13 protein-coding genes and 1 riboswitch are annotated in these 14,992 nt (G+C 29.4%); of the genes, 5 read left to right on the top strand and 8 right to left on the bottom strand.

What is annotated here, in order from left to right:
• Nucleotides 1-17: 17 nt before the first annotated feature.
• The gene (locus I6E31_02380; protein ID MCF2638816.1) at nucleotides 18-1,178 is read right to left on the bottom strand and encodes an efflux RND transporter periplasmic adaptor subunit; all 1,161 of its coding nucleotides are present in this window, start codon (nucleotides 1,176-1,178) and stop codon (nucleotides 18-20) included.
• A gap of 335 nt (nucleotides 1,179-1,513) precedes the next feature.
• Here I6E31_02380 and I6E31_02375 point away from each other — a divergent pair, with 335 nt between their 5' ends.
• From I6E31_02375 to I6E31_02360, 4 genes are all read left to right on the top strand, one after another.
• Complete coding sequence (locus tag I6E31_02375) at nucleotides 1,514-2,392, top strand: MurR/RpiR family transcriptional regulator (protein MCF2638815.1); 879 nt, start codon at nucleotides 1,514-1,516, stop codon at nucleotides 2,390-2,392.
• Nucleotides 2,393-2,596: 204 nt separating this feature from the next.
• Nucleotides 2,597-3,979, top strand: coding sequence for a PTS transporter subunit EIIC (locus tag I6E31_02370; GenBank protein MCF2638814.1), 1,383 nt, complete (start codon nucleotides 2,597-2,599; stop codon nucleotides 3,977-3,979).
• Nucleotides 3,980-4,017: 38 nt separating this feature from the next.
• Entirely contained in the window at nucleotides 4,018-5,457 is a 1,440-nt protein-coding gene (locus I6E31_02365) for a 6-phospho-beta-glucosidase (GenBank protein MCF2638813.1), read from the top strand.
• A gap of 14 nt (nucleotides 5,458-5,471) precedes the next feature.
• Complete coding sequence (locus I6E31_02360) at nucleotides 5,472-5,969, top strand: PTS glucose transporter subunit IIA (GenBank protein ID MCF2638812.1); 498 nt, start codon at nucleotides 5,472-5,474, stop codon at nucleotides 5,967-5,969.
• Between the two features lie 300 nt (nucleotides 5,970-6,269).
• Here I6E31_02360 and I6E31_02355 read toward each other — a convergent pair whose 3' ends face one another.
• Together I6E31_02355 and I6E31_02350 are read right to left on the bottom strand one after the other, a co-directional pair.
• A complete protein-coding gene (locus I6E31_02355; protein MCF2638811.1) occupies nucleotides 6,270-7,349 on the bottom strand; it encodes a Fic family protein in 1,080 nt (359 codons plus the stop codon).
• Nucleotides 7,350-7,430: 81 nt separating this feature from the next.
• Nucleotides 7,431-7,808 carry a hypothetical protein gene (locus I6E31_02350; protein MCF2638810.1) on the bottom strand — a complete coding sequence of 126 codons (378 nt, stop codon included), beginning with the start codon at nucleotides 7,806-7,808 and terminating at the stop codon, nucleotides 7,431-7,433.
• Between the two features lie 243 nt (nucleotides 7,809-8,051).
• Between I6E31_02350 and I6E31_02345 the strand changes: the two genes are divergently transcribed.
• The gene (locus tag I6E31_02345) at nucleotides 8,052-8,846 is read left to right on the top strand and encodes a formate/nitrite transporter family protein (protein MCF2638809.1); all 795 of its coding nucleotides are present in this window, start codon (nucleotides 8,052-8,054) and stop codon (nucleotides 8,844-8,846) included.
• A 153-nt stretch (nucleotides 8,847-8,999) separates the two neighbouring features.
• Here I6E31_02345 and I6E31_02340 read toward each other — a convergent pair whose 3' ends face one another.
• The 5 genes from I6E31_02340 to I6E31_02320 form a co-directional block, all read right to left on the bottom strand.
• A complete protein-coding gene (locus I6E31_02340) occupies nucleotides 9,000-9,566 on the bottom strand; it encodes a xanthine phosphoribosyltransferase (GenBank protein MCF2638808.1) in 567 nt (188 codons plus the stop codon).
• Nucleotides 9,567-9,709: 143 nt separating this feature from the next.
• Nucleotides 9,710-11,962, bottom strand: coding sequence for a molybdopterin-dependent oxidoreductase (locus I6E31_02335; GenBank protein ID MCF2638807.1), 2,253 nt, complete (start codon nucleotides 11,960-11,962; stop codon nucleotides 9,710-9,712).
• Complete coding sequence (locus I6E31_02330) at nucleotides 11,946-12,416, bottom strand: 2Fe-2S iron-sulfur cluster binding domain-containing protein (protein ID MCF2638806.1); 471 nt, start codon at nucleotides 12,414-12,416, stop codon at nucleotides 11,946-11,948. The genes I6E31_02335 and I6E31_02330 overlap by 17 nt, the downstream gene beginning before the upstream one ends.
• A complete protein-coding gene (locus tag I6E31_02325) occupies nucleotides 12,416-13,207 on the bottom strand; it encodes an FAD binding domain-containing protein (protein ID MCF2638805.1) in 792 nt (263 codons plus the stop codon). The genes I6E31_02330 and I6E31_02325 overlap by 1 nt, the downstream gene beginning before the upstream one ends.
• A gap of 109 nt (nucleotides 13,208-13,316) precedes the next feature.
• Nucleotides 13,317-14,657: a purine permease gene (locus tag I6E31_02320; GenBank protein ID MCF2638804.1), complete on the bottom strand. Its 1,341-nt coding sequence runs from the start codon at nucleotides 14,655-14,657 to the stop codon at nucleotides 13,317-13,319.
• Between the two features lie 115 nt (nucleotides 14,658-14,772).
• A riboswitch (purine riboswitch) is annotated at nucleotides 14,773-14,872 on the bottom strand.
• Nucleotides 14,873-14,992 lie beyond the last annotated feature (120 nt).

The raw sequence follows: 14,992 nt of genomic DNA, 5'->3' as shown, positions 1-14,992 counted from the left end.
TTCAATTTTTTTCCTCCTTAAAATCTTGGTGAACGAGTTGATTTAACTATTCCTTCTCCTGCTTTCATCTCACTTAAAATCAGTTTCTCTCCCTCTTTTAGCCCAGATTTTATCTCTGTATTAATATCGTCATTTATTCCAATTTTAACCTCTTTTTCTTCAACTACTTCCTTTTCACCTAAAGTTTTTACATAATATTTATCCCCTTTTTTATAGAGAGCTGTTGTAGGAATAGCTATTACATTTTTAGCTTCAGCTACCTTTATTGTATTGGTAGTTGTCATTCCTATTCTCAAATTATTATCTATATTATCTACTATAACATTAGCATAGTAATAAACTGCCTCTGTATCACTTACTGATTCTTCATACTCATCATCTGTTAAAGTAGTCATTGCTGGATCAATAGAATCTATCTTAGCTTTATAGATTTTTTCTGGTAAAGATAGTATTGTAAATTCTACCTCTTGTCCTTTTTTTAATTTAGTTATATCTCCCTCTGATATCTCAGGTTTTATCAGCATCTTCTTCAAATCTGCAACTTGTACTATTGTTGGCGTATTTTGTTTACTATTTACTGTTTGACCTTCTGAAATTGGAATTGAAACTACAACTCCATCTATTGGAGAAGTAATAATTGTATATGAAAGCTCTGTTTCAGCCATTTTTACCTCTATCTTTGCTTGTTTTATTAACTCTTCTAATTCACTTACTCCACTTTTTGCATCTGCATACTCCTGTTTGGCTGTTTCATAATCATCTTGTGAGATAGATTTTACTTTGTATAGATTACTTGCTCTATTGTATTTTGATTTTTTTACCTCTAAATTTACCTTTTTACTTTCTAACTGCTTTTCATATGATGATAGCTGAGATTTTGCTTTTTCTAAATCATTTTCCTGTGTCATAGAATCAATAGTGGCTATAAGATCACCTTTTTTTACCTCTTGTCCTAAAACTACATTTAACTTTGTTATTCTTCCACTTACTTGAGCTCCTACTTCTACCCTATTATTACTTCTAATAGTTCCAGTAGCTATAACAGTCTGTTCTATGTTCCCTCTTTTTATATTATCAGTTAAAAATATAGTTTTTTCCTTTTTAGTTGAAACTTGTTTAAAAACTAAAAATAAAATTACAATACTGCAAATAATAATTGTTATGTGTTTCTTCTTCATCTTTTACTTATCTCCTTAAAATTTTTTTCATTTTAATAATTTTTTTCATTTTAATAATTTTTTATGACATGAATATGTCAAAAATAATTTTATTCTTTATTTTATTTTTTCATAAGAATTCAAATAGTATGCTCTCTAGATATATTATAAGTACTTCCAAATAAGTTTTGTATAACATCAGATGTATTCCATTAAAGCTTTTCAATTCAAAGTCAAACTATAAAAACTTTTTAAAAATTTTTGCTAAAATAAAGAAAATGAAGTTTAAAACTTTATTTTTCTGAATATTTAAATTATATGGTATAATAAAAAAAATTATTATGTAGGTGATAAAAATGATAATATTAAAAGAACTTAATAATTTTATAAATGGAACTTCAAGTGAAATAGACATAAAAAATTATATTTTAGAACACCCTGAAGATATAGAAAGAATGTCAGCAAGAGAATTAGGAAAAGCAACTTTTACTAGTGCAGCATCTGTAACAAGATTTTGTAGAAAATTAGGGTATAAGGGATATCCTGAATTTAGATTTAAATTTATGAGTGAATTGAAATTTTCAATGGAAAAAAATAATGAGAATATAGAATTAGTTGCTACTGAAAATGTTGTAACTATTGTAAGAAAGGTTACAGAGATTCAAAAAAGAGCTATTGAAGAAACTTCAGAAGGATTAAGTTTTGAAAAATTAAAGAAAATAACAAAGGAGATTCATAGGGCAGAAACAGTTGATTTTTATGCATTTGATCTAAATTATTATCTTACACAATATGGATGTAGTCAATACTTTCATGCTAGAAAAAAAACAAATACCTATACAGCTACAAATATGCAGGCTATAAATGCTCTTATGAGTGATGAAAAGCATTTTGCAATTTTTATAAGTCATACAGGAGAAAATGGACGTCTTGTTGAAATTGCAAAGATTTTAAAAGAGAGAAAAACTAAGATTTTAGTAATAACTGCTAATAAGAATAGTACTCTTACAGAAATAGCAGATGAGTATCTCTTTGCTTCAGCTCCTAAAACTTTTCAAGAGTTTTTATTTCCAGCTTTTTATAGTTCAGTGAAATATATTTTAGATATTTTATGGGGAATAGAGTTTTCAATGGAGTATGAGAAAAATATAAATCTAAATAAGGTTTATGATAAGATAGGGGAAAAAGCTCTTTGGGGTCTTTTAAAGAAAGATAATTATGGATGTATAAAATAAAAAAAGAAAAAGAAATGGAGATTTTAGAATATTTCTGTTTCTTTTTTATTTTTTGAAACAATGAAACAAAAAAATAGATAAAATTTTAAGTTTTTTTGAAACGGCGAACCTATTTCAGCTCCAACTGTTTTAAAATAAAATAAACTATGCTATAGTTGATTTAATAAATAATAAAACAGTTCAAGTAAAATATGGAGGTAAAAAATGGCTCAAGTAAAAAGAGATTATCCAAAACTTGCAAAAGATATTATTCGTGAAGTAGGAGGAAAAGAAAATATATTAAATGCTACTCGTTGTGCAACAAGACTTCGTTTAGTTTTAAAAGAGACTCCAGAGGGAGCAAAAGAAAAGGTTCAAGAGCTTATAGGAGTTATAACTGTTGTAGAAAATTCAGGACAATTTCAAGTAGTTATAGGAACTCATGTTGGAGAAGTTTATGAAAATGTTATGAAAAATCTTAATGTAGAAGCTATGTTAGAAGAAGAAGTAGAGACAAAGCAACCTCTATTAAATAGAATAATAGCAACAATGTCAGCAGTATTTGCACCTTTTATTTATATACTTGCAGCAGCAGGAATATTACAAGGGATATTGATTTTAATAAATATATTTTGGCCGCAATTTGCAACAACAGGAACATATGAAATTTTAAGTCTTATCTCTTGGACACCATTTGCATTTTTACCAATCTTAATAGGAATAACTGCATCAAAACATTTTAAATGTAATACATTTATAGCTGTAACATGTTGTGCAGCTCTTATAAATCCAACTTGGGTAGAGATTGCAAAGAGAATTACAGAAGGTGAAGTAGTAAACTTTCTTTTCTTTAATCTTTCAGGAGTAACTTATGGTTCATCAGTTCTTCCACCATTATTTCTTGTATTAGTTCTTTCTTATTTAGAGCATTTTCTATCTAAGAGAATTCCAGAGATAATGAAAGCACTTTTAGTTCCATTTATCTGTATGGTAATTATGGTTCCACTTACAATTTTAATTATTGGACCTCTTACAAATGGTGGAGCTGAAGCAGTTGCAGTTGGATTTAATCTATTGATGGAAAAAGCACCTCTTTTAGGAGGAATTTTAATAGGAGGACTTTGGGAGATATTTGTAATATTTGGAGTTCACTGGGGAATAACACCAATAGTTATGGCAAACTTTAGTATGTATGGTTATGATGCTTTCCAAGCATTCCAAACTTTAGCAGTTATAGCTCAAATAGGAGCAGCAATTGGTTGCTTTATTAAATCAAAAAATAGAGAGCTTAAAAAAGTTGCACTTTCAGCAAGTGTTACAGGAATATTTGGAATTACAGAACCAACACTTTATGGAGTTACACTTCGTTTGAAAAAACCATTTATTTGTGCTTGTGTAGGTGGAGCTATATCAGCAGCAGTAATGAGTTTCTTTAATACAGTTTATTATGCTTATGCTGGACTTCCTGGAATTTTAACAATAGTAAATGCAATAAATCCTTCTGATACTAAAGGATTTATAGGAATGGTAATAGGATCAATTTTAGCAATTGTTGTTCCAATTATTCTAGTTATGGTTGTTGGATTTGATGATCCAAAAGAAAAATAAAGTTTTATAAAATAATAAAATAAAGAGAGGTCAGAGATATGGGATATAAATTACCAGACAATTTTTTATGGGGAGGAGCTGTTGCAGCTCATCAAATAGAGGGAGCTTGGAATGTTGATGGTAAAGGAATAAGTGTTGCTGATGTTATGACAGGAGGAGCAAGGGATAAAATGCGTGAAATAACAGATGGTGTAGTTGAAGGAAAGTATTATCCAAATCATGAAGCAACAGATTTCTATCATCACTATAAAGAGGATGTAGCTCTTCTTGCAGAGATGGGATTTAAATGCTTTAGAACAAGTATAGCTTGGACAAGAATTTTTCCTAATGGAGATGAAGAAACTCCAAATGAAGCTGGATTGAAATTTTATGATGATTTATTTGATGAGCTTTTAAAATATGGAATTGAACCAGTAATAACTTTAAGTCATTTTGAAATGCCATACCATTTAGCAGAAAGTTATGGTGGATGGATAAATAGAAAAGTGATAGATTACTTTGTAAAATATGCAGTAACAGTAATGGAACGTTATAAAAATAAGGTTAAATATTGGATAACTTTCAATGAGATAAATAACCAATCAAATACTTCTAGTGATATATTTGGCTGGACAAATTCAGGGGTAAAATTTTCTGATTATCAAAATCCAAGAGAAGCTATGTTCCAAGCAGCACATCATGAATTTGTTGCTAGTGCATTAGTTGTAAAAAAAGGACATGAGATAAATCCTGAATTTAAAATAGGTGGAATGTGTGGTTGGGTACCAATTTATCCATATTCTTGTAATCCAGAAGATGTTATAACAGCAGTGGAAGAGATGCATGAAAGATATTATTTTATGGATGTATTAGTTAGAGGACACTATCCAGCTTATGCAAAATCAATGTGGAAAAAACAAGGAGTTACTCTTCAAATAGAAGAGGAAGATGAAAAAATTCTAGCTGAAGGAAAAATTGATTATGTAGGAATAAGTTATTATATGTCAAATACTGTAAAAGCTGATATAAAGAAAGATACATCAACATCTCTTGATGGAGCAACAGAAAAATCAATAAAAAATCCATATGTAAAAGCAAGTGAATGGGGATGGCAAATAGATCCTGTTGGACTTAGATACTCTCTTGCAACTTTATATGAAAGATATGAGCTTCCTATTTTTATCATTGAAAATGGATTTGGAGCAATAGATATTCTTGATGAAGATAAAAAGTGTGATGATACATATAGAATAGAGTATTTAAAAGCTCATATTCAAGAGATGATTAAAGCTATGGAGTTTGATGGTGTAGATGTTATGGGATATACTCCTTGGGGATGTATTGATGTAGTTTCATTTACAACAGGTGAATTAAAGAAACGTTACGGATTTGTATATGTTGATAAAAATGATGATGGAACAGGAACAGGAAAGAGATATAAGAAAAAATCTTTTGAATGGTATAAAAATGTTATAAAAACAAATGGAAAAAAATTATAAAATTGGAGGATAATATGGGATTATTTAATTTTTTTAAAAGGAGAGAAAAAGAAAAATGGGTTGAAGTATATTCTCCTTTAAATGGAAAAGTTATTGCTCTAGAAGAAGTTCCAGATGAAGCTTTTTCAAAGAAAATGATAGGAGATGGATGTGCTATTGACCCTGTAGAAGGAGCGATATATGCTCCAGTAGATGGAGAAATAACAATATTTGAAACAAATCATGCTACAAGTTTTGAAACAAACGATGGATTAGAAATAATTGTACATTTTGGAATAGATACAGTTTCCTTATGTGGACAAGGATTTAAAAGAATAGCAGAAGATGGAAAAAAAGTAAAAAAAGGAGATAAATTAGTAGAATATGATCTTGAATTCATAAAAAATAAAGTTCCATCAGTTAAAACACCAGTAATTATTAATAACAAAGATATAGTTGAACAAATTGATATTATTGCTAAAGGAAAAGAAGTAAAAGCTGGGGAACTTCTTATGAAAATAAAAATAAAATAAATTTAGAAATAATGGGTTTATATGGGTTTATATACAAGAATGCTGAAAAGTAATTTTCTTTTCAGCATTTTTTAGTTAAATAAAAAAATTAATATAATATTAGATGAGAATGTAAATAGAGAGTGTAAATAATTTTGTGTATTTATCATCTCTTGATTATTAATTTTAGGCTGGCAAGAGTTAAAATCCTTTCAGCCTACTATTTACTTTAACTTGGAAAATACTCAATCAATTTCCTAATTAAATCAACCTTTCTACTAAATTTATAATCTTCAGGAAAAACAAGCTCTAGTTCATGGATTACATAGTTTGGAAAAAAATACTCCCTTTACGACTTTTATTATGAATCATTAACTCCATTACCTTAGCACACTCATCCTGTTTTAACATCACTCTATGATTTTCCTTTATTGCTTTAACAAAAAGTTTAATATCTTCATATCTTGGCAAGTTCAATTCTCTTAAAAGTGCTACAAAATCATCTAACTCCTCTATGCACACAAATTGCTCTAACATCTTTCTATTAGATGAGATATTAATTTTTTCTGAATTTAAATAGATTTGAAGTTGTGCCATTTTATCAATAACTCTATAAAAATAGTCACAAATATACATTCTTTTTTGATTTACCTCTGGTGATTCTATCAATAGTAATTTTTCATCATAATCTACTATTAATTTTGTAAAAAATGATACTAAAAACCTATAATCATTAGATATTTTCAATTCTCTATCTGCATAATTAGATAGTACAAGAGCATTTCTAAAATATTGTGAATTTTCTATAAAGATATTTTCATTTATTTCAATTCCTAAACTTTTTAAGTATTTAATTAAAAATATAGCAGTTGTTCTTGTATTACCTTCAATAAATGGGTGTACTTGCCATATAAATGAGATAAATTTAGATAATTTCTTTATTTTTTCATCTGATGATAAAACCTTATAGTTATTTTTCTTTTCTCTTTCAAAATCATAGTTCAAACATTCAATAATCTCTCTGTAATCACAATAGATTACAGATTTGCCATTTAAAATTCTTTCATTTTTGCTGATATTATAGTTTCTAAATACTCCAACATAACTTTCTTTTAAAATATCACTAAATATGTTCTTATGAATCTCTTTTAAATACTCAATAGAAAATTCAAAATCACTATTTTCTAAAAGTTTTACTGTTCTAATAGAGACTAAATCACACTCTTTTAAATTTTTCTCTGTTTTTAATGTTAAATCTCTAAATTCATAGTATTTTAAAATCTCTTTCTCCATCTCATCACAAAACAGATTTTTAGTGATTAACTCTCTTAAATAGTCAGAGGGGACTAAGTTATCAACTTTGTTTAAGCCTATTGCAATTTCCCAAATCTCTTTTCTCATAATTACTCCTCTATTTTAATAATAAAGGGAGATAAAATCTCTCTATCTCCCTTACCAAAGTAGTATCACATTATAAATTCTTTATTTCAGATTTAATTTTTCCATATAGTTATCAACAGTTATTTTCTCAAAGTTTGAAGAAAAGAAGTTTAATGCCTCTTTCATTTGAGGTATATCAAAATTTTTAATTAGATTGATAATACTATCTATAATTTCATCATTTTTTTCTTCTGGACCTTGATTATCATTTAAGATATCTCTTAATAAATTCATATCCATATTATCTAATGATTCAACTACAGATTCATATTCATATGTTGCTCCAGAGAAAAATAATTTTACTCCTAATTGCTCTATATCTGTTAGTTTTTCACCTTTTTGTCTTTCAAATTCAGCTAAATAACTATCTATATATGTTGTTCCTAACATTGATTTTACTGCTTCTACTACTTGATCCATAAAATCTCCTCCTATTTTTTATTTTCCTTCAACTATTTTCTTAAGCTCCTCTTTAGTTAATTTTTTAAATAACTCTTTTATTATTTTAGAACTTAAACTATTTACCTTCGTTGACAAATAAAAAATTTTATGTTAATATTCAATTATTATAGTTGACAAAAAAAGTAAAGATTATAATATAGCTATCTAAGTAAAGCAAACTTAGAAGTTTAAATTTTTAATTACTATTTTTAGGAGGTTTAGATGTCAAAATCTTTTTTAAATCCAACAGAAGTAACTTCTGCTGTTATTTCTATGGGAATATCTCGGGGAAATGAAAAAAATAATATGAAAACTCTTATTTCTGGTTTCGTAGCAGGAATGTTTATTGCCCTTGCTGCCATTGGAAATTTTACAGCTTCACAAACTCTTGCTCAAACTTTTGATGTTGGTTTTTCAAAGTTCATTGGTGCTTGTATATTTCCTATTGGGCTTATGCTTTGTATATTTACAGGTTCATCTCTCTTTACAGGAAATAGTTTATTATCTCTTGCTTTTCTTTCAAAAGAACTTAAATTTTCTAACTTAATAAAAAATCTTACTACAGTATGGATAGGAAACTTTTTAGGAAGTTTTTTTACTGCATATTTAGCTTTCTATGCTGGAGTTTTTAACTCTCCTATTATTCAAAAAATTTTTTTAGATACTGGAATTTCAAAAATAGGACTTTCTTTTTCTCAATGTGTCGCTAGTGGATTTTTCTGTAATATTCTTGTAGTTATGGGAATTATTATGGCTATGAGTTCAAATGATGTCACTGGTAAAATTTTAGGTTGTTGGTTTCCTATTATGCTTTTTGTACTTTGTGGATATCAACACGTTGTGGCAAATATGTTTATTATAGCTGTTGGAAAGATTCTTTCTCCAGAAAATTTTTCTTTATTAGATATATTTGTTAAACATTTTCTCCCTACTACAATAGGTAATTTTCTATCAGGTGGTGTTTTCTTACCATTATTTCTATATTTTTCATATTATCAAAAAAATTCTAATAAATAATTTTCTATTAATAAGCAAAAAAGCTTTCTATGAAATAAAAATCATAAAAAGCTTTTTTATTTTTGAACTCTTTTAGTAATTTTAAAATAGTATTATAATAAAATAACTCCAGTGAAAAACACCAGAGTTATTTTAAAATTATTTATCTTATAATTATTTAAACTTTACAACTCCATCTTGTAATGAATCAATAATAGCAAGTGATTCTACTTTAAGTCCATTTTCTCTAAGTAGATCTCCACCTTTTTGGAATCCCTTTTCCACTGCAATTCCTGCTCCAACAACCTTTGCTCCTGCTTGTTCAACTAAAGATTTTAAACCTAAAATTGCATTTCCCATAGCTAAGAAGTCATCTATAATAAGAATTCTATCATCTGAGTGTAAAAACTCTTTTGAAACACAGATAGTGTAATCTTTATTTTTAGTAAATGAGAAAACATTTGCAGTATAGAAATCTCCCATTGTAGATGGAACTTTTTTCTTAGCAAAAACAAGAGGTACATTAAAAGCATAAGCAGCAGCAAGTCCAATAGCAATTCCTGAAGCTTCTATAGTAAGAATCTTATTTACTCCATCTTTTTCAAATCTTCTTTTAAATTCTTCTCCCATAGCCATCATAAGATTAGGATCTATTTGATGATTTAAAAAGCTATCTACTTTTAAAATTCCTGTTCCTATAGCCTTTCCATTTTTTTGTATATATTCTTTTAATAATTTCATAATATAGTTGCCTCCAACAAATATAAATTCTAGTATAATAAGTTACATCATATCACATTTTTTATAGAAAAAATAGATTTTTTTTAATTTGTTTAAAAATATATGCAGAAGCAAAACCTCTGCATATATATCATATATATTTTTTAATTATTTTTTGAGTTAATAGCCCAGAAAATTTTCTCACTTGTCATAGGCAGTGATCTTAATCTTCTATTTGTAGCATTATAAATTGCATCTGCTATAGCTGGAGAAGCAGTGTTAATTACAACCTCACCTATTGATTTAGCTCCGAAAGGTCCTGTAGGCTCATCTGAATAACTAAACATAACTTTAATATTGTTTCCTAAATCCTTTCTTGAAGGTATCTTATATTGCATTAAAGTATCATGTTTCATCTTTCCTCTCTCATCAAATTGAATATCTTCATAAAGAGCAAGCCCTATACCTTGAGCAATTCCTCCCTCAACTTGTACTTGAGCAAGAGCAGGGTTGATAGGTAGTCCACAATCTACAACAGATAGGAAGTCTATTACTTTAGTTTCCCCAGTTAATGTATCAACTTCTACTTCAGCAAAGCTTGCTATAAATGGTGGTGGTGAAGTTTTTCCTCCCCAAGTTGCAGTAGTTGTAAGTTGATTCATTCCCTCAAATGATACAGATCTAACTCCAATCTCTTTAAGTGAAAGTTGATTTCCATTTTTATCTTGTACATACTCTCCCATATACTCAAGTTCTTCTATAGGAGTTTTCATTAGGAAAGATGCCATTTTCATTACTTCTTCTCTCATCTTTTTAGCTGCTAATATAACTGCATTTCCTGTTACATAAGTTCCACTTGAAGCATATGCTCCTGGATCATAAGGAGATACATCAGTATCAGCACTATTTACTATTATTTTTTCCATAGGAACTTCTAATATTTCAGCTGCCATTTGAGCAGTTACAGTATCACAACCTTGTCCCATATCTGTAACTCCAATATATAGAGTGTAATCTCCACTATCGTGAAGTTTTAAAGTTGCAGAAGCTGTATCTACCCCTTGAATACCAGAACCTTGCATTGTAACAGCCATTCCACTAGCTCTTACCTTACCATTTCCCATATCCTTTACACATCTATTTTTCCAATCAAATGCCTCTTTTCCTATCTCGATACATTTTTTTATATCTCCACTTACAGTTTCAGATTGATCAACTAAGTTTTTCATTCTTACCTCTGTAGGATCTAGCCCTAATTTATGAGCAAGTTCATTTACTGCTGATTCAACTGCAAATGTACCTTGAGTAGCTCCATAACCTCTAAATGCTCCTCCAACTGTTGTGTTAGAGTAAACTATATCAGCTTTACATCTCATAGGCACTTTAGCATATAGTGGGAATGTTTTATAAACAACAAGAGCTGTAACTGTTGGTGCATGTTCTCCATAAGCTCCTGTATTTGATAATACATTAATATCTATTGCTTTGATATTTCCCTCTCTATCAGAACCAATTTTAACTTTTAATCTCATAGCATGTCTTGTATTTGAGCAAGCTTGAGTTTCTTTTCTTGTATATACAATCTTAGATGGTTTTCCAGTTTTCATAGTAACAAAAGCTGGATAGATTTCACAAACTGAAGTTTGTTTTCCTCCGAAACCTCCACCAAGTTTTGGTTTCATAACTCTTATTCTGCTACTTGGCATCTCTAATGCTCTAGCTAAATGCCTTCTCACATGGAAAGGTATCTGTGTAGAAGAGATAACATTTAATCTTCCATGAGCATCAAGATAACAAGCAGTTCTATAAGTTTCCATCATTGCGTGAATTTGTGGTTGTGTATAGTAAGTTTCCTCTATAATAACATCACTTTCAGCAAATCCCTTTTCTACATCTCCCTTAGTTTCTAAGTAAGATGAAGCTAAGTTTCTCTTGTTGTCATATCCTATGGGAAAATTAGTATGAGCAGCTTCTCTATGAACTAAGATATCTGAGTCAAGAGCTTTTTCATAATCTATAACTGCATCAAGAACTTCATATTTAACTTTTATAAGTTTCATAGCTTTTTCAGCTGTTTTTTCATCTATTGCTGCAATAATTGCTACTGGATCTCCAACATATCTCACATACTCATCAAGAATTTTTCTATCATATGGAGATGGTTCAGGATATGATTGTCCAGCTAATGTAAACATTGTATTAGGCACATCATGATATGTAAATATTGCTTCAACTCCAGGAACTTTTTTAGCTATTGAAGTATCAATATCAGCAATTCTTGCATAAGCATGAGGTGATCTTAAAAGTTTTACAATAAGAGAGTTATTATTGATAACTAAGTCATCTGTGTATAGAGGTCTTCCTGTAATTATTCCAATACTATCAATTTTTTTAGTAGATTTATTTACTATTTTCATTTGATTTTTCAGCCTCCATAAAGTTTTTAATAGCTCTTAATTGAGATACATATCCACTACATCTACAAAGATTTCCATTTAGATAGTGCATAATCTCATCATCAGTAGGGTTATCATACTCTTTCATCATAGCAAGTACTGTCAATGTAAATCCTGGTGCACAGAATCCACATTGCTCTGCTCCCTCAGCTGCCATAAAGTGAGCAAATCTTTCAGCTTCTTCAGGTACTCCTTCAATAGTTGTAACTTTTTTATTATTAACTCTTGCTGCTAAAGTGCTACAAGAAAGAACAGGTTTATCATCTACAAGAACTGTACAAAGTCCGCAAGAACCTGTATCACAACCTCTTTTTACACTTAAATATCCAGCTTTTCTCAATACATCAAGAAGGTATTCATCATCAGCTATAAGTAATTCTTTTTTTAATCCATTTATAGTTAAATTTAATAACATTATAATACCTCCATAATAGCTTTCTTAACTAACACTTTTGATACAGCAGCTCTATACTCTCCAGTACCTCTCATATTTGAACTATATTTGATCTCATTTAAAGCCTCACAAGCTTCATTAATTATATCTTCATTAATCTCATCAGCAGAATTTAAAATTTCCATAGCTTTGTAAGCTAAAACAGCTTTGCTAGGTCTTACTCCTACTGCAACTCTAAATCCCTCTTGAGATTTTGTAACTGCTGCATTTGTAATAGCATAGTCAGTTTTTGATTTTCTTATACTTTGGAAAGAACCTTTTCCTTCAACTTTTTTTATTTTAATCTCTACAAGAATATCTCTAGTTTTTCCCTCTCTTGCTAAGTAATCTTCTAAAGAGATCTCTCCCTCTTTAAATAGAACAACTGTTGTTTCCATTGCTAAAAGAGCTGGTATCAGATCTGAAAAACCATATTTAGAAAATACAGTAGCTCCAACAGTTACATTATTTCTAAATTGTACCCCTATAATATGTTCTACTGAGCTTGAAAGAACACCACTAAAAAGGTTGTTTACAATAGGAGAAACTTCAACATCTCTAAAAGATGTCATAGCTCCAATATGTATAAAATTATCTTCTTCTCTTATATATGAAAGAGATAGATTTGATAGATCAATAGCTGTGTTATAATTTGTGTTCTCCATTCTTAAATATGAAGTCCCACCAAGAATAATATTTTTTTTGTTTTTTAGAAGTTCATCATAAGCTTCTTGCAATGTAGAAGCTGAATAAAATTTAGAAAAACTAAACAATTTAACCTCCTGTTTATCTTTATTTTTATACTTATATTATACCATAAAAATACAGCAGAGTAGCATTAAAATTGCCATCTCTCTGCTGTACAATATTTTTTTATAAACTTTATGCTCTTTCTCTAGCTTCCTTTTTCTCTTTTAACTCCTCTTTTGTTTGTTCATCAAGAGGAAGAATTATATTAAGAATAACAGCTATCGCTCCAGAAACAACTATTCCTGATCCTCCGAAAATAAGTTGAAGACTTGTAGGGAAGTATTTTAAAGCAGCAGGTACACTTCCAAGTCCATATCCAAGTCCTAAAGAAACTGAAAGAATAACGGCATTTCTACCTTTTAAAGGCTCTTTAGTAATTAGATTTATTCCACTGATAGAGATCATTGCAAATATCATTACTAAACTTCCACCAAGAACACTTGCAGGTACACTTGATAAGATAGCTCCAATTCTTGGAATGAATGCTCCTGCTATTAAGAATGCCGCCCCTGTTCCAACTACAAATCTACTCATTATACCTGTCATAGCAACAATACCTGTATTTTGGCTAAATGAAGTAGTAGGTAGTACAGAGAACATAGAAGCTAGTACACTTCCAAAACCGTCAGCTAAGATTCCTCCAGATAACTCTTTATCTGTAACCTCTCTATTAGCTCCACCCATAGTAACTCCAGACATATCCCCAACAGTTTCAACTGCTGATACAATAAACATCATAATCATAGCTAAACAAGCATCTAAATGAAACTTAAATCCATATGTAAAAGGCATAGGGAAATTTATATATCCAGCTTGTTTTATAGGAGTAAGATCAACTTTTCCCATAAATAAAGCAACTATAAATCCAACAACAGTTCCTATGAATATAGAACCAGTACTTGTAATACCCTTTGTAAATTGTTTAAAGAAAATTACTGTAATAAGAACTACTAATGCAAGGAATAAGTTTGAGAAAGAACCAAAATCAGCAGCTCCAACTCCTCCTGCAAAGTTTTGAACTCCTACTGGTAAAAGAGAAAGTCCTATTGAAAGAACTATAACTCCTGTTACAACAGGTGGGAAATATCTTCTAATTTTTTTAATGATAGCTCCAATAAAAGTTTCAAACAATGCTCCAACAAGGGCAGCTCCTAAAATACCTTCATAACCATATTTACTTCCAATTGATAAAGCAACAGGAACAAAAGCAAAACTTGTACCCACAACGATAGGTAATCTAGCTCCGATAGGTCCGATACGATATGCTTGAATCATTGTGTTAATTCCAGCAACTAACATTGTACATTGAATTAAAAATGTTTTTGTTTCACTAGGAACTTTCATAGCACCTGCAACAATAATCAAAGGTGTAATATTACTTACAAACATTGCTAAAATATGTTGTAATCCTAGTGGAATAGCCTCCTTTAAAACTGGTACTCCGTCCAAATCATAAGGGGATCTGTTTTTCATTATCTTTTTTACCTCCAAGTTTTTTTACTCAACTTTCCTGCAACTAAGAGATAAAAAAAGATTATCTCCTTTCAAAAACTAAAGTGAAAGAAAATAATCTTAAAATTACAAAATTAAGACTATTAAATTCACTCATAGCGGCTTGTTATTTTGGCAACCCGTAGAAACTCCTGACCATATTACAGGGATATATGAGTAATTAATTTTTTACATACAGAGTAATTTTACTATATTTCTCAAATTATGTCAAAGATTTTCTATAAAATATAACAAAAAAATATATTTTTTATAAAAAGATACTTCTCTATTTATAAAATAACAAAATACAACTAAAA

The organism is Fusobacterium varium (genome assembly GCA_021531615.1).
Taxonomy (GTDB): Bacteria; Fusobacteriota; Fusobacteriia; order Fusobacteriales; family Fusobacteriaceae; genus Fusobacterium_A; species Fusobacterium_A varium_C.
The sequence above is the reverse complement of the archived record's forward strand: the minus strand, read 5'-3'. Positions and strand labels throughout refer to the sequence as shown.

Excerpts from the sequence above, each read along its gene's own strand:
- I6E31_02370 (MCF2638814.1), top strand. The coding sequence starts at position 2,597 with ATGGCTCAAGTAAAAAGAGATTATCCAAAACTTGCAAAAGATATTATT.
- I6E31_02375 (MCF2638815.1), top strand. The coding sequence starts at position 1,514 with ATGATAATATTAAAAGAACTTAATAATTTTATAAATGGAACTTCAAGT.
- I6E31_02350 (MCF2638810.1), bottom strand. The coding sequence starts at position 7,808 with ATGGATCAAGTAGTAGAAGCAGTAAAATCAATGTTAGGAACAACATAT.
- I6E31_02345 (MCF2638809.1), top strand. The coding sequence starts at position 8,052 with ATGTCAAAATCTTTTTTAAATCCAACAGAAGTAACTTCTGCTGTTATT.
- I6E31_02335 (MCF2638807.1), bottom strand. The coding sequence starts at position 11,962 with ATGAAAATAGTAAATAAATCTACTAAAAAAATTGATAGTATTGGAATA.
- I6E31_02330 (MCF2638806.1), bottom strand. The coding sequence starts at position 12,416 with ATGTTATTAAATTTAACTATAAATGGATTAAAAAAAGAATTACTTATA.
- I6E31_02355 (MCF2638811.1), bottom strand. The coding sequence starts at position 7,349 with ATGAGAAAAGAGATTTGGGAAATTGCAATAGGCTTAAACAAAGTTGAT.
- I6E31_02380 (MCF2638816.1), bottom strand. The coding sequence starts at position 1,178 with ATGAAGAAGAAACACATAACAATTATTATTTGCAGTATTGTAATTTTA.
- I6E31_02340 (MCF2638808.1), bottom strand. The coding sequence starts at position 9,566 with ATGAAATTATTAAAAGAATATATACAAAAAAATGGAAAGGCTATAGGA.
- I6E31_02320 (MCF2638804.1), bottom strand. The coding sequence starts at position 14,657 with ATGAAAAACAGATCCCCTTATGATTTGGACGGAGTACCAGTTTTAAAG.
- I6E31_02360 (MCF2638812.1), top strand. The coding sequence starts at position 5,472 with ATGGGATTATTTAATTTTTTTAAAAGGAGAGAAAAAGAAAAATGGGTT.
- I6E31_02365 (MCF2638813.1), top strand. The coding sequence starts at position 4,018 with ATGGGATATAAATTACCAGACAATTTTTTATGGGGAGGAGCTGTTGCA.